A 14,013-nucleotide genomic window follows, 5' to 3' on the forward strand; every position below is an offset into this window, starting at 1 on the left:
TTATTGCATCTGCGCGTTGACGGCGTTCACGACGGTCTGATCGATCACGATATCGGTGCGCTGGCGGACATCATTGGCAAAGGCGTCGTACAGATCCTGCGCCAGACCGGCGCTGACCTGTTCGGCCAGCATTTCCGCCTGAGCAGTCAGACGGTCACTGCCCAGATCGGCCGGTGTGATCGCGTTCAGCCGCACGATCAGCGCCCCATCCGCCGTGGGCAGCGCGCGAACTTCTGCCGTGTCCATCTCGAACACGGTCTGCATGAACGTGTCAGGCGTGTCTTCGACGAAACTGCCACGGGTCAGACCCTGCTGGGTCACAGGATCCAGGCCAAGGCTGGCAAGATCGCTGTCAGCTGTCACTTCTGCGGCCAGTTCTTCGGCCCGTGCGATGATGGCCAGACGTTCCGCTGCCGCGCGCCAGGCGGTATCCAGCGTGTCGCTGACCTCTGCAATGGGGCGCAGGGTGGGGGGCGTGATGCTGTCCAGACGCAGTGCAAAAATACCGCCGTCCTGCAATTCCAGCAGCTCTGGAAAAGCGCCTTGTTCTGCCGCGGCGGCCGCCGTGCGGAATCCGTCATAGGCGGCGGGCCCTTCGGTCGTGTCCGGCGCCATGCTGATCGTGCCCAGTTCCAGATCGGTCCGTTCGGCCAGATCCTCCAATGCGGCACCGCCTGCAATCAGGTCGTTGATCTGTTCGGCGCTTTGATTGATGACGCGGCGGGCCTGATCGGTCGCCAGTTCCTGCCGCAGATCGGGTGCGGCTTCGTCAAAACTGACTTCTTCTGCTGCCAATACGGCATTGACGCGGAACAACGCGGACCCAAGCCGGGTCTCGACAGGTCCAACCACATCGCCTGCGGCGGCGGAAAATACCGCATCGGCAGCGGCACCCAGATCGTCGCGGCTGACATCGCCCAGATCGACATCGGACAGGGACAATCCACGCGCGTCGACCAATGCGTCGAAATCGGTATCACCTGCGGCAACGCTGGCCTGCGCTTCGGCCGCAGCTTCGGGCGTGGCAAAGGCCAGTCGTTCGACAAGCCGCCGTTCCGGTTGCTGAAACTGCGCGATCCGGTCGTCATAAAGCGCGCGCACCTGATCGTCCGCGACGGTGATCTGATCGGCCAGCATGTCCGGCGTCAGCAGCGCATAGGTAATTTCGCGCCGCTCGGGCGCTGTGAACATATCGGGGTTTTCGTCGTAAAAGGTTTGCAGTTCGCGCGCGGTCGGGCCGGACACGGGTTCTTGCAGATCGTCAAGTGTGACCGGTGCATAAACGACATCGCGGGTTTCACCCATGAAAGTCAGCAACGTGTCGGCATAGACCGGCGGCATGTCCACACCGCTGACCACCGCACCCTGCAACAAGGTGCGGGCCACATCGGCGCGCAGCGATGCCTCGTATTCGGTTTCCGACAGGCCCGCATTGGTCAAAGCACGGCGATAGACTTCACGGTCAAAAGCGCCCGACAGCGATTGGAACGCCTGCGTGCCCAGCACCTCGTCGCGGACCCGTTCGTCACCGATGGACAGGCCCAGACGGCTTGTTTCGTTGTCCAGCGTGGCGGTCGTGACGACCTGATTCAGCACTTGTCTATCCAGACCGCTGGCCTGCGCCTGTGCGAATGTAACGCGATTGCCCACCTGCGCCTCGAGACTGCGCAGCTGGTTGTTCAGCGCGGTGGTATAGTTGGAAACCGGAATTTCGGTGTCACCGGCCATGCCCAGTCGCTGGATCGACCCGGTAAACCCGCCGGTGCCAAAGCCCAGCAAGCCCACGAACAGCAATATCATGATGACCCATACGCCGAACCGCGATTTTTTCTGCTTTGCCATCTGGTCTGATCCCCCGATACGTGCTCCGCGCTTCAATATGGGCCTGTGCCGGTGCGTGCAAGCCTCAGGGTGCGATCCGGGCCAGCCGGTCGAACAATTCCGCGATGGCGGCACGTTCGACATTGGCAAAGGCGATGCGCAATTCGCCCGCCCCGGCTGGATCATCCGATGGGCGGAACATGGTCCCCGGCAGGCACAGGATGCCCGCGTTTTCCACCAGCCAAGGCGCCAGATCGGCAGAGGACATGGCATAGGGATGCCGCAAATAGGCAAAATAGGCGCCGCATCCCATCAGATCCCAACCCTTGGCGGCCAGCACAGGAAAATGGTCGCGGATCGCAGCCCGCCGATCCAGGATTTCCAGCCGTTCGTCCGCCAGCCAGTCGCCCAGATGCCGCATCCCCCACAATGCCGCCCGCTGGCCCAATTGATTGGGACAGATCGTGACGGTATCAAGAAACTTTTCCACCTCTGCCAGCCGCGCGGGTGACGCAACGATGGCCCCGACCCGGTGTCCGGTCAGGCGATATGCCTTTGAAAACGAATAAAGCTGGATCAGCGTATCGTCCCATGCCCCCGCAAACAGATCGTGCGGCGCGCCGCTGCGGGCATCGAAATCGCGGTAGGTTTCGTCGACGATCAGCGTCAGCCCGCGCGTGCGGCATAAATCCCGAAAGGCAGCCAAGGTCTGGGCGGAATATTCGACCCCGCCGGGATTGTTGGGGCTGACCAGGACAATGGCGCGCGTGCGCGGAGTGATCAGTGCCGCTGCGTGTTCAGGATCGGGGATCAGGTCCGGCCCGGTCTGCAACGGCACCGTGACCACGCCCGACATATCAAGCCACATGGCGTGATTGAAATAATAGGGTACGGGCAGGATCACCTCGTCCCCGTCGGCGCAAAGCGTGGCGATGGCGGCGGCAAAGGCCTGATTGCAGCCCGACGTGATCGCGACCTGATCAGGACTGACGTCGCCACCATAGGCCTTGGTCCATTGCGCCGCGACCTCTGCGCGTAGGGCGGGCAAACCCAGCACGGGGCCGTACAGATGCGCCTCTGCCTCTTCCATCACGATGCGGGCCATTTCGGCGCGCAGCACAAGCGGCGGTGCCGCGACCGGTGCGGCTTGGCTGACGTTCAAAAGCGGGCGGTCATCTGGGTGCGTCACACCGTCCAGCCAGCGCCGCGCTTCCATGACCGGGGGCGAAAACGTCTGCGAGGTGCGCGGTTGTGACATAGGCTATTCCAAACGGGGCGGCTGCGCCGCATACGATATTTGCCTTTGGCCTTCGGCCACGGCGGTTTTTGAGTATTTGGGGCAAGATGATGCGGCTGCTATCATCTTGCTGAAAATACTCCCGCCGGAGGCATCTGCGGTCTCAATCCCGCCCGCGGTAGGGTTCGACGTATTGCAGAGCCATGTCCCACGGGAAAAAGATCCATGTGTCCTGACTGACTTCGGTAATAAAGGTGTCGACCTGCGGGCGACCCTTGGGTTTGGCATAGACGGTGGCGAAATGCGCCTTTGGAAACATCTCGCGGACCAGTTCCAGTGTGCGGCCCGAATCCACCAGGTCGTCGACAATCAGAATGCCTGTCCCGTCGCCCATCATGTCGGCATCCGGCGTTTTCAGCACGGAGGCATCCGACTGGTTCTGGTGGTCATAGGATTTCACGCTGATGGTATCAACAGTCCGGATGTCCAGTTCGCGCGCGACGATCATCGCAGGGGCCATGCCGCCGCGGGTGATGGCCACGATCGCTTTCCAGCCGCCGCCTTTTTCGCCTGCCTGGCCGTCGGGGCCCAGTCCGTCCAGCCGCCATGCCAGCGCGCGGCTGTCGCGGTGGATCTGGTCCCAGCTGATGTGAAAGCCTTTTTCGTGGGGCAGGCGGTCGGCCATGTCGTTTCCTTTCAGGTCAATGCGATTTTGAGGCCAAGGGCTGCCAGAAAACCGCCGAATGCGCGGTCGATCCACGTTTTCGCGCGTGCATAGGCCGCGCGCGGCGCCGGCAGTGAAAAGACCCGCGCCACCGCGATATACCACAGCGTTTCGTTCACAAAGACAGCCGCCAATATGGCTGCTTTCCAGATCAGGGGGGTGTCGCCGGGCACCAGACCGACAAAGACCGCGCCGAAGAAGACCGCTGGTTTGGGGTTGCTGGCAAAGGTCAGAAATCCGAACCGAATGGCCGAAATGGCGCTGCGTGGCCGGGCGGATGCGTCAACCACAGGCAGCGGATCGCGGGCATGGCGCCACATCATGGCCGCGATGAACAGCAGGAACGCAGCACCCGCCAGTTTCAACGTCGTGAACAGCATCGGCATCACCTCGAACAGCAGGGCAAGCCCTGCCATCGCGGCCCCGGCCCACAGCAGCGCACCCAGACCAAAGCCAAGCGCCAGCGCGGCGGCAACGCGAAAACCATCTGCAGCGGCCACGCGCAGCGCCACCACGAACGACGGCCCCGGAGAGATCGCCGCCGCCAGATGGATCAGCACCACCGTCAGAAAGGCAGCCAGTGTCATTCCTTGGTAATGTCGGGCGCGTCGACGGCTTTCATGCCGACCACGTGATAGCCCGCATCGACGTGCAGCACTTCGCCCGTGACCGCGCTGCCAAGGTCGGACAGCAGGTAAAGTGCGGATTTGCCCACTTCTTCCTGCGTGACGGTGCGCCGCAGCGGAGAGTTGTATTCGTTCCATTTCATGATCAGGCGGAAATCACCGATGCCGGATGCCGCCAGCGTCTTGATCGTGCCGGCACTGATGGCGTTGACGCGGATGTTGTCCTTGCCCAGATCCTCGGCCAGATAACGCACCGATGCTTCCAGTGCGGCCTTGGCCACGCCCATGACGTTGTAATGGGGCATCACCTTTTCCGCGCCGTAGTAGGTCAGCGTCAGGGCGGACCCGCCGTCGGTCATCATCTTTTCCGCACGCTGCACGACAGCGGTAAAGGAATAGACCGAAATATCCATTGACGTCAGAAAGTTCTGGCGGCTGGTGTCCACATAACGCCCGCGCAATTCGTTCTTGTCGGAAAAGCCGATGGCGTGGACGATGAAATCCATCTTGTCCCATTTTTCCTGCAGCTGGCCGAACATCGCATCAACGCTGTCCATGTCGCCCACGTCGCACGGCAGGACGATGTCCGACCCCACTTGCGCGGCCAGTGGCTGCACGCGTTTCTTCACCGCGTCGCCCTGATAGGAAAACGCCAGTTCCGCGCCCGCGTCCGCCAATGTTTTTGCGATGCCCCAGGCAATGGATTTGTCATTGGCCAGGCCCATGATCAGACCGCGTTTTCCGGCCATCAAAGTAGAGGTCATTTTGGGCACCCTTGCGTAAATATTCACTATCGTCACGTTTAGGCGATCCCCCCGCGAGGGACAAGGTATCGTGCGTCCGCCCGCTCTTGTGACAAAAGGTTCCGTCCTCTAAACCTGATCTATCAATACTGGAGACAGGCCATGAACGACCGGGGCGGTATCTTTGCCGGGGACGATCCGTTTGAACTGACGCGCCGCTGGCTGTCAGAGGCCGAAGTGACGGAACCGAACGATGCCAACGCCATTGCGCTGTCGACGGTCGATCCCGATGGCATGCCCAATGTCCGCATCGTGCTGCTCAAACAGGTCGAAGCAGACGCTTTCGTTTTCTATACGAATTATGACAGCGCCAAAGGGCAAGAGCTGGAGTCCAGCGGGCGTGCGGCATTTGTCATGCATTGGAAAAGCCTGCGGCGGCAGGTGCGGGCGCGGGGGCTGATCACCCGCGAAGACGGACCGCAGGCCGACGCCTATTACCGCAGCCGCGGTCTGGATAGCCGGATCGGGGCTTGGGCCTCTGCGCAATCGACGCCGATTGGATCGCGGGACGTCTTGATGGACCGTGTCGCGGCGGCGCGCCTGGCGCAAGGCGATGATCCGGATCGCCCGCCGTTCTGGGGGGGCTACCGCATGCGTCCGCTGGAAATCGAATTCTGGGCCGATGGCGAACATCGCTTACACGACCGTTTCCGCTGGCGCAGGGCTGATCCTGCAGCAGCATGGGATATCACACGCCTGTCCCCGTAGGACCGGGATTGGAACATGAAGGAGGCTGGACAATGGACGCTGACCCCACCGAAGAGGCGGTGAATGGCACGGTAAAGTGGTTTGATTCGACAAAGGGTTTCGGGTTTGTCGTCCGCGACAACGGCGGCCCCGATGTTTTGCTGCATTCGAACGTGCTGCGCAATTTCGGTCAGGGATCGATTTCCGAAGGCAGTGCTGTCAGCATGACAGTCATCAGCACCCCGCGTGGGGTGCAGGCCGAACGCATTCTGGCGATCACGCCGCCGGGAACCAGCGATGCAGTGCCGCTGGATGATCTGGAACACCTGACAGATGCCGACAGGGCGCAAATGCCATTGCTGCCCGCGCGGGTCAAATGGTTCGACAAGTCCAAAGGCTTTGGTTTCGCAAACGTGTTTGGCGCATCTGATGACATCTTTGTACATGTTGAAGTGGTTCGCCGTTGCGGTCTGGCCGAATTGACCGCCGGAGAAGCGATTGCCATGCGGGTGATACAGGGCGAGCGCGGACGCATGGCGGTCGAAATCAAATCCTGGGATCTGGGCGAGGGACACTAATGAAACGACTGACGATCTTGGCCGTCGCGGTCACGGCTATGCTGGCGACAGACGTGCAGGCCGCTGGCTGTGATCCCGATGTGGTGACGGTGCTGGGTGATTTTGGCCGCGCGCGATTTGCGGTTGATGTGGCCGATGACGATACCGAACGTGCCCAGGGTCTGATGAACGTGCCGGACATGCCAACCATGACCGGCATGATCTTTATCTACGACGAACCCCGTGTCGCCAGTTTCTGGATGCGCAACACGCTGATCCCACTTGATATGCTATTTGCCGGGGCGGACGGCACCATTGCCCGCATCCATCCGCAAGCCGTGCCGCTGGATGAAACCCCGATTTTTGGCGGGGACGACATTCAATATGTTCTGGAAATCAACGGCGGTCTTGCGGCACGTCTGGGGATCGCCCCCGGCGATGTCCTGCAGCACCCGGCAATCGGCCCGGAAGCGGCTGCACCTTGCGAAAGCTGATTTTCGTGCTTTTCAATTCCGATTTCACACCTTATGGGTGGCGACGGTTCGGGGCGTAGCGCAGCCTGGTAGCGCATCTGTTTTGGGAACAGAGGGTCGTAGGTTCGAATCCTATCGCCCCGACCAGCACATCCACTTCACATGCATATGACACGATTCGCCTAATCCTTGGGCGAACCACATCATGTTGTGTGTGGCTTGGTTGCACACCCCCGTCGTGGTGGTGCCGCGACCGAATTTTGCCAACCCGATTGCAGCCAAATCTTAACAATTGATTGTAAGTCGCTTGAATCCTTGGCGGACTTTCCGGCGCGTCGGTGGATGAAATTGTGGACAACAGGCGGATGAATCGGTGGGCAATTGGGCGGTCTGATCTGGCGCGGATCGTCAACCTGATAAAACCGATTTTCCGACAATAAAGCCGTTGACCCCCCCGCCACTGATACGTCAGGTTGTGCAGGTCGGCAAAAGCTGCACCACATGTAGTGGTCGACGTGTGTGGGACCTAGTGCATTGGGTAAGCTGAAACACCGGGCGTGGCGCCAGGCGACCCCGGCATTTCATCGTCACACATCAGAGCAGTGCCTGAACCGAGGCATACCATAAAACAGGGCCGCACGGCGGCAGGGTAAAGGGATCGAACATGAAAATCGCACGCAGCTTCACGACCGAAGGGCAGGACGCCTATAACGACGTGGCTTTCAAAAGCGCGACGTCGGAAATCCGCAATCCCGACGGGACGGTGGTGTTCAAGCTTGAAGGCTGCGAGATCCCCAAAAGCTGGTCGCAGGTGGCATCCGATGTCATCGCCCAGAAATATTTCCGCAAGGCAGGCGTCCCCAGCAAGGTGAACAAGGTCAAGGAAAAGGGCGTCCCCGCCTTCCTGTGGCGCTCTGTTCCCGCTGACGATGCAGAATTCGGCGGCGAAACCAGTGCAAAGCAAGTGTTTGACCGTCTGGCCGGGGCTTGGGCCTATTGGGGTTGGAAGGGTGGTTATTTCACCACCGAATCCGACGCCCGCGCGTATTTCGACGAAATGCGCCACATGCTGGCGACCCAGCGCGCGGCCCCCAACAGCCCGCAGTGGTTCAACACCGGCCTGCATTGGGCGTACGGCATCGACGGACCGGCACAGGGCCATTACTATGTCGATTTCGAAACGAAAGAGCTGACCAAATCCACGTCCAGCTACGAACATCCGCAGCCGCACGCCTGTTTCATCCAGTCCGTCGGTGACGATCTGGTCAACGAGGGCGGCATCATGGACCTGTGGGTGCGTGAAGCGCGCCTGTTCAAATACGGCTCTGGCACCGGCACCAACTTTTCCAGCCTGCGCGGCGAGGGCGAGGCGCTGTCCGGCGGCGGTAAATCATCGGGCCTGATGGGTTTTTTGAAAATCGGTGACCGCGCAGCGGGCGCGATCAAATCCGGCGGCACCACGCGCCGCGCGGCCAAAATGGTCATCGTCGACGCCGACCACCCCGATATCGAACAGTTCATCAACTGGAAGGTGCTGGAAGAACAAAAGGTCGCCAGCATCGTGGCCGGGTCCAAGATGCACGAAGAAAAGCTGAACGCGATCTTTGCCGCGATCAAGGCATGGGACGGCACTGCCGAAGACGCCTATGACCCCAAGGTCAATCCCGCCCTGCAAGCCGCTGTGAAAGCTGCGAAAAAAGTGGCGATCCCCGAGACATATGTAAAGCGTGTGCTGGATTACGCAAAGCAGGGCCACACCAGCATCGAATTCCCGACCTACGACACCGACTGGGATTCCGAAGCCTACAGCTCTGTCTCTGGCCAGAATTCGAACAACTCGATCCGGGTGACGGATGATTTCCTGAAGGCCGTGCAGAACGACGGCGATTGGAAACTGATCAACCGCCGCAACGGCGAAGTCGCCAAGATCATCAAGGCCCGCGACCTGTGGGAACAGGTCGGCCACGCCGCATGGGCCTGCGCCGATCCGGGCATTCAGTATCACGACACGGTCAACGCATGGCACACCTGCCCCGAAGACGGCGCGATCCGCGGATCGAACCCCTGTTCGGAATACATGTTCCTTGACGATACTGCCTGCAATCTGGCGTCGATGAACCTGCTGACATTCTACGAAAACGGCGAATTTCAGGCCGACGATTACATCCACGCCACGCGCCTGTGGACCGTGACGCTGGAAATCAGCGTGCTGATGGCACAATTCCCGTCCAAGGAAATCGCGCAGCGGTCCTATGACTTCCGCACGCTGGGACTGGGCTATGCCAACATCGGCGGTCTGCTGATGAACATGGGTCTGGGCTATGACAGTGCCGAAGGCCGCGCGATGGCCGGTGCCCTGACCGCGATCCTGACTGGCGTGTCCTATGCGACATCCGCCGAAATGGCGGGTGAGCTGGGCGCGTTCCCCGGTTATGCCAAGAACGAACAGCACATGCTGCGCGTGATCCGCAACCACCGCAACGCGGCCAAGGGCAAACTGGTCGGTTACGAAGGGTTGGACATCACGCCGGTTCCGCTGGACCGCAAATCCTGCCCCGACCAACGCCTGCCGCAAATGGCAGTCGATGCATGGGACAACGCCCTGAAACTGGGCGAGGCGCACGGCTACCGCAACGCGCAGGTCAGCGTCATCGCACCGACCGGCACCATCGGTCTGGTCATGGATTGCGACACCACCGGGATCGAGCCTGATTTTGCACTGGTGAAATTCAAGAAACTGGCCGGTGGCGGTTATTTCAAGATCATCAACCAGTCAGTGCCCGCAGCGCTTGAAAAACTGGGATATCGCACGTCCCAGATCGAAGAAATCATTGCCTACGCGGTCGGTCACGGGTCCATCGGTCAGGCACCGGGGATCAACCACACCTCACTGGTCGGTCATGGCTTCGGTCAGGCAGAGATCGACAAGGTCGAAGGCGCGCTGAAAGCCGCGTTCGATATCCGTTTCGTGTTCAACCAGTGGACGCTGGGCGAAGATTTCTGCACCGGCACGCTGGGCATTCCTGCGGCCAAGCTGAACGATCCGACCTTTGATCTGCTGCGTCACCTTGGGTTCACAAAAGCCGATATCGACGCGGCCAACGCCCATGTCTGCGGCACCATGACGCTAGAAGGTGCGCCGCACCTGAAAGAAGAACACTACAGCGTCTTCGACTGCGCCAACCCCTGCGGCAAGATCGGCAAACGCTATCTGTCCGTCGACAGCCACATCTACATGATGGCCGCGGCGCAGTCGTTCATCTCTGGCGCGATTTCCAAGACGATCAACATGCCCAACGATGCCACGATCGAGGACTGCCAAAAGGCATACGAACTGTCGTGGTCACTGGGGATCAAGGCCAACGCGCTGTATCGTGACGGATCGAAACTGTCGCAGCCGCTTGCGGCCTCGCTGGTCGAGGATGACGAGGAAGCCGCCGAGATTCTGGAAAGCGGATCGCACCACGAAAAGGCCGCCGTGCTGGCTGAAAAGATCGTGGAAAAGATCATCATCCGCGAGGTCGTGAAATCGCAGCGCGACAAGTTGCCGGAAAGGCGCAAGGGCTACACCCAAAAGGCCATCGTCGGCGGTCACAAGGTTTACCTGCGGACAGGGGAATACCAGAACGGCAAGCTGGGCGAAATCTTCATCGACATGCACAAGGAAGGTGCCGGTTTCCGCGCGATGATGAACAACTTTGCCATCGCCGTATCCGTGGGCCTGCAATACGGTGTGCCACTCGAAGAATTCGTGGACGCCTTTACGTTCACTAAATTCGAACCGGCGGGCATGGTGCAGGGCAACGACAGCATCAAGAACGCGACGTCGATCCTGGATTATATCTTCCGCGAACTGGCGGTCAGCTATCTGGACCGCACCGATCTGGCCCATGTCAAACCCGAAGGCGCGTCCTTTGACGACATTGGCCGTGGCGAAGAAGAAGGCGTCAGCAACGTCAAGACCCCGACAGAGGACGCGGCCAGCCGTAGCCTTGAAGTGCTCAAGCAGATCAGCTCGACCGGATATCTGCGCAAGCGGATGCCGCAGGAACTGGTCGTGTTGCAGGGCGGTCAGTCCATGGTCGCGGACACAGTCGCCGCACTGCAGACACTGGTGCCCGAAGTCAGCCGTCAGGTCGCCACCGCGATGTCATCGGGCACGATGCAATCCAGCGGCAGCCTGACGATGCGCGACAAGGCCAAGATGCAGGGCTACGAAGGCGATCCCTGCGGCGAATGCGGCAACTACACGCTGGTGCGCAACGGCACTTGCATGAAATGCAACACCTGCGGCGGAACAAGCGGGTGTAGCTAAGTCGAAAAGGAACCGTTGGTGCGGCGGGCATAGTTCCTCCCAGCCACCGGTTAAAACGGGCAAAGCGGCCAGAAATGGTCGGTTTGCCCAGCAGGACCCAGCGGTTCTGCGTTACGAGTTGAGTGATTGGCACGCGTTTTACGATTGGGGTGCCACCAGAGCGATGACGGAGTTTGAATCCGGAGTGAGTGCGCTTGCTTCCGGCGCGGATCGGGCCACAGGCAAAAAACTTCGAGCGGTAAAATCACGAGCCCGATAAGCGAAACTCACGGGGTCCCTTCGGGGGCCCCTTTTTTCGTCACGAAGAGCGTTTCAAAAGGCGCGCGCATCAGTTTGGGGGATCGGGTCGCGTCATTTCGTCCCGACGCCGGGTGTTGCAAGCAAAACAGTGTTCGGTTTCAAACGTGTGATTTAGCATACCGGAAATTTTATTTCTGCGCCGATGTCCTACAGATCGGGGTAGGTGTTTTTACAGATACATGCGGGAGAACGTTCATGTTGCAGCGTCACTATGAACTTGACTGGCTTCGTGTTCTTCTTTTTGCGCTTTTGGTGCCGCATCACGTCGCAGTTGGATTTGTTGACTGGGGCGCAGACATTTACGGTTTCGTGAACAATGATTTGGCGGGGGACATGATGAATCTGTTCATCTATTGGAGCCATAGCTGGCGGTTGCCGTCATTGTTCATGATCGCTGGGGTTGGCACCTGGTTTCTGACTGGTCGCGGCACTGGTATCCGTTTTATGGGTGGCAGACTTTTACGTCTGCTTGTTCCAGCGTTATTCGCCGCCGCATTTATCAATGTTTTCGGCGGTTATGCGATTGCATACATGACCGGTGCGCAACATGGATTTTTTCCCTTTTGGTGGCAATGGCTCAGTGATTTCGAACCACGACAGGTTCAGCACCTCTGGTTCTTGTTTAATCTGGCAATCTACTCGGTGCTGTGCTGGCCAGTGTTCGCGTATCGCGACCGGATCGCGCTGGGGGCATTACTGCCCGCGCGTCTTATGCTGTTTCTGCTCGTCGTTTCGGTGTTAGCGGTTGTGCTCTTTAAGCCCTATGCTGCTGCCATTGCCGGAGACAACTATCAGTTTCCATATTACCTCGTGTTTTTCCTCGGCGGCTTTCTGATTGGAAGCAATTGCGCGATGATCCTCGGGTGGGTTGGACGTCGGGTCTGGATACTCCTATCGACCGCGTGCGTGCTTTTCGGCGCAAAGGTGTTACTGCTTGCAATAGCGCTTGAAGCGGACGTTGCCACCGGTGAAGCACTGGCCGCAGGTGGCTGGGTCCCGTTGGGTCTTAACCCAGAAAACGCCACGCTATTTTCAGTCATCGAAGCCGCAACAGCATGGGCCTGGTGTTTGACTGCGTTGGGTCTGGCCGTCCGTTTTTTAAATAAACCGAGCAGTCTGCTGTCCGAGCTTAACCGGGCCGTATTTCCGGTCTATGTCTTGCATTTCCCCGTGACGCTTGTGGGACTTGCACTTGTGGCGCAAGTATCTTTGCCTTGGGCGATTGAGTTTTTTGGCCTGCTGATCTTTGTATATGGAATGACGTGGATTTTGTGGCGTATCGCTGACAGGCTCGGGTCCGCATCCTACCTTGTCGGTGGAAAGCCGGCGGTAGCAGGCCCCAAATTTCCTTGACGATTATTTTGACGACCCGGTAGGCTACAGGCCCAGATCGGCGCTTTGCACGAAGTGGAAACTTGGCTGATGTCTGGCCAGCGCGTTTTCACACCAACGTGGACGTCATTCGCAATTTGTTAAGGAATGGATTCGTCTCGGTGCGTCAGGGCCAGTCCGAGTGGCTGCGCGACTGGGCGAGTTTCGCCGCCTGATCCTTGCGACCGATGGCTTTGCGAAAGGCGCCGGGCGGAAAACCGGTTTGCGTTTTGAAAAATGCGCTGAAGTGGGACGTGTTGCGAAACCCCAAATAGTCGGCGATCTGGTCGATGGTCTGATGTGATCTTTCCAGCAAAGCCTGCGCCTCGAACACTGTGCGGTCCTGTATCAGCCGTTGTGGTGGCTTAGCCAGCGTCCGCGTGCAGATGTCGTGCAGCCTGTCAGAAGAGATACCCAGTTCCTGCGCAAAACGGGCGACGGTCCAGCGGTCGCGCAAATGGGCCTCTACCAGCAGTCGAAAGCGTTCCAGCGTCAGGGTCGAATTAGAGTAGCCGCCCGTCTGGATGACGTCACTGATCCCGGCCCGCCACAACAGCACAAGCAAGATCCTGATTTGCGCCTCGATGATGGTTTCCTTGCCGGTCTGGTTTGCCTCTAATTCCTGTAGAATGGCGGCAAAGCAGTCCCTTGCACTGTCGCGGATATCCTCTTTGGTCTCAAAGCTCAGAACGAAATCGCGGGTCGTCATCATCCGCAATGCGGCGGCTTCCGGTCTGTGGCCGATCGCGTTGGCAAGCGTCGTTTCACCCAGTGTCATGATGGTGCCATTGCTGCCTGCGTGGGCGCGGATACGCACGCCATCGTTCTTTGGTTCCCACAGGAAAGCGGGTGCAACGATGATGCGTTCGTCGGTGGGCGTGATCCGTGTCAGCCTTCCTGATGAAAGAAAGATGCAGGTCCAGGTGCGGCTGTTGAATTCGACTGTGCGGCTCAGGATCCGGTCATAAAGCGCACTTTGAAACACCTCTGCATGAACGCTTGCGTGCGTCGGGGACCCAAACTGAAACGTCAAAGATTCGGCAGACATAACCAGAAGAATACATGAAATACCCAGATATCCATATTTCTTTCGTATATT

The 14,013-nt window shown here is 59.3% G+C and carries 11 protein-coding genes and 1 tRNA gene; 6 read left to right on the forward strand and 6 right to left on the reverse strand.

What is annotated here, in order from left to right; translation table 11 throughout:
* The 5 genes from GZH79_RS04835 to fabI all read right to left on the reverse strand — a co-directional run bounded on the left by GZH79_RS04835 (position 1) and on the right by fabI (position 5,172).
* The gene (locus GZH79_RS04835; protein WP_211642431.1) at positions 1-1,842 is read right to left on the reverse strand and encodes a peptidyl-prolyl cis-trans isomerase; all 1,842 of its coding nucleotides are present in this window, start codon (positions 1,840-1,842) and stop codon (positions 1-3) included.
* Positions 1,843-1,906: 64 nt separating this feature from the next.
* Positions 1,907-3,079 carry an aminotransferase gene (locus tag GZH79_RS04840; RefSeq protein WP_211642433.1) on the reverse strand — a complete coding sequence of 391 codons (1,173 nt, stop codon included), beginning with the start codon at positions 3,077-3,079 and terminating at the stop codon, positions 1,907-1,909.
* Positions 3,080-3,221: 142 nt separating this feature from the next.
* Entirely contained in the window at positions 3,222-3,743 is a 522-nt protein-coding gene (gene gpt, locus GZH79_RS04845; protein ID WP_211642435.1) for a xanthine phosphoribosyltransferase, read from the reverse strand.
* An 11-nt stretch (positions 3,744-3,754) separates the two neighbouring features.
* The gene (locus GZH79_RS04850; RefSeq protein ID WP_211642437.1) at positions 3,755-4,369 is read right to left on the reverse strand and encodes a LysE family translocator; all 615 of its coding nucleotides are present in this window, start codon (positions 4,367-4,369) and stop codon (positions 3,755-3,757) included.
* Entirely contained in the window at positions 4,366-5,172 is an 807-nt protein-coding gene (gene fabI / locus GZH79_RS04855) for an enoyl-ACP reductase FabI (protein WP_211642440.1), read from the reverse strand. The genes GZH79_RS04850 and fabI overlap by 4 nt, the downstream gene beginning before the upstream one ends.
* Before the next feature lie 141 nt (positions 5,173-5,313).
* Between fabI and pdxH the strand changes: the two genes are divergently transcribed.
* From pdxH to GZH79_RS04885, 6 genes are all read left to right on the forward strand, one after another.
* On the forward strand, positions 5,314-5,919 hold the full coding sequence (gene pdxH, locus GZH79_RS04860; RefSeq protein ID WP_211642442.1) for a pyridoxamine 5'-phosphate oxidase: 606 nt from the start codon (positions 5,314-5,316) through the stop codon (positions 5,917-5,919).
* A 32-nt stretch (positions 5,920-5,951) separates the two neighbouring features.
* Complete coding sequence (locus tag GZH79_RS04865; RefSeq protein WP_211642444.1) at positions 5,952-6,476, forward strand: cold shock domain-containing protein; 525 nt, start codon at positions 5,952-5,954, stop codon at positions 6,474-6,476.
* Positions 6,476-6,949, forward strand: coding sequence for a DUF192 domain-containing protein (locus GZH79_RS04870; protein ID WP_211642446.1), 474 nt, complete (start codon positions 6,476-6,478; stop codon positions 6,947-6,949). The genes GZH79_RS04865 and GZH79_RS04870 overlap by 1 nt, the downstream gene beginning before the upstream one ends.
* A 49-nt stretch (positions 6,950-6,998) precedes the next feature.
* Positions 6,999-7,075: transfer RNA gene (locus tag GZH79_RS04875), tRNA-Pro, on the forward strand.
* A 517-nt stretch (positions 7,076-7,592) separates the two neighbouring features.
* On the forward strand, positions 7,593-11,243 hold the full coding sequence (locus tag GZH79_RS04880) for a vitamin B12-dependent ribonucleotide reductase (RefSeq protein ID WP_211642448.1): 3,651 nt from the start codon (positions 7,593-7,595) through the stop codon (positions 11,241-11,243).
* Between the two features lie 495 nt (positions 11,244-11,738).
* Positions 11,739-12,896, forward strand: a complete 1,158-nt coding sequence (locus tag GZH79_RS04885; protein WP_211642456.1) for an acyltransferase family protein — start codon at positions 11,739-11,741, stop codon at positions 12,894-12,896.
* A 145-nt stretch (positions 12,897-13,041) separates the two neighbouring features.
* Here GZH79_RS04885 and GZH79_RS04890 read toward each other — a convergent pair whose 3' ends face one another.
* Complete coding sequence (locus GZH79_RS04890) at positions 13,042-13,962, reverse strand: AraC family transcriptional regulator (protein WP_211642458.1); 921 nt, start codon at positions 13,960-13,962, stop codon at positions 13,042-13,044.
* Between the last annotated feature and the right edge of the window lie 51 nt (positions 13,963-14,013).

The organism is Loktanella sp. SALINAS62, from assembly GCF_018263905.1.
In the GTDB taxonomy this organism is placed as follows: Bacteria; Pseudomonadota; Alphaproteobacteria; order Rhodobacterales; family Rhodobacteraceae; genus Loktanella.